The sequence below is a fragment of the Shigella sp. FC1567 genome (assembly GCF_001743015.1).
GTDB classification, from domain to species: domain Bacteria; phylum Pseudomonadota; class Gammaproteobacteria; order Enterobacterales; family Enterobacteriaceae; genus Escherichia; species Escherichia coli.
In genome coordinates, this window is sequence record NZ_MIIV01000327.1 from 1 (window position 1) to 802 (window position 802).

Annotated in this window: 1 protein-coding gene and 1 pseudogene; both read right to left on the reverse strand. The window is 54.1% G+C overall.

Annotated features, from left to right (window positions below):
* On the reverse strand, positions 1–609 hold a 609-nt coding region (locus tag BHE85_RS16830), incomplete at its 3' end, for a DUF4376 domain-containing protein (RefSeq protein WP_069673633.1).
* Positions 560–802, reverse strand: a pseudogene (locus BHE85_RS16835) (hypothetical protein); the annotation flags it as partial. The pseudogene BHE85_RS16835 and the gene BHE85_RS16830, both read right to left, overlap by 50 nt.

The following is an 802-nucleotide window of genomic DNA, read 5'->3' on the forward strand; positions in this document are numbered from 1 at the left end:
CGCCCGAATTGAAGCCAAATCATCCAGACCGCTCAGCTCCTCTTTCATTTCACGCTGACGGCGATAAATCTCATCGTTGCGATCGACCTGCGCCTGCACCATTGCTGCCGCCAGTTCTTCCAGTTCCGGCATCGACAGTTTCACCTGCTGATTATCGGCATCGCTCCACGCCATATGTGTTTGTGCTGTGACAGATTTTGCCAGCATGACTACCGGGGACAGGCGGCCCAGTGAGTCGGGACCAGCATTCCAGATACGACCGTTCCATTCAAACGTGAACGGCTTCGCCTCCTGTTCTGCGCGCCATGCTTCAATTTCCTGACGTCTGGCCTCTCTGGCCGCTTCCAGCATTTCTGGTGTCACAGTGAATGGGGCTATCTCACCCCATTTGCCGCTTTGCAGTTCCTGCCAGATTTGCTGACCCGTCGGAGCGACATCATCAGCGGTGGCTGTGTAGGGGACTGCCTGGTCCCTGTCGTCAAAAAAAACGTCACAGTCTACTGCGCCACTTTCGGTATAACGGGGATTAATGATTTTTTTAATTTCCACGGTGCATTCCTCACGATGTGCGAATAAAAAGCCCGGGCATTGCGCCAGAGACATGTGCATCCGGCCCCCCGGACAGGGCGCAATATGACCCCGGTAATGAATGCTCTGAACATCCCGTAATGAAAAATTGTGGGGATGCTATATACGTTCCGGTGGGAGTACTGGGCACTGAAATCCCCACCGGTCCCAGTCGTGAGCCTCTGTATGACTGCCCCCTGACAAGTCTGATGACTTTATCACCGTCAGCTTCTCC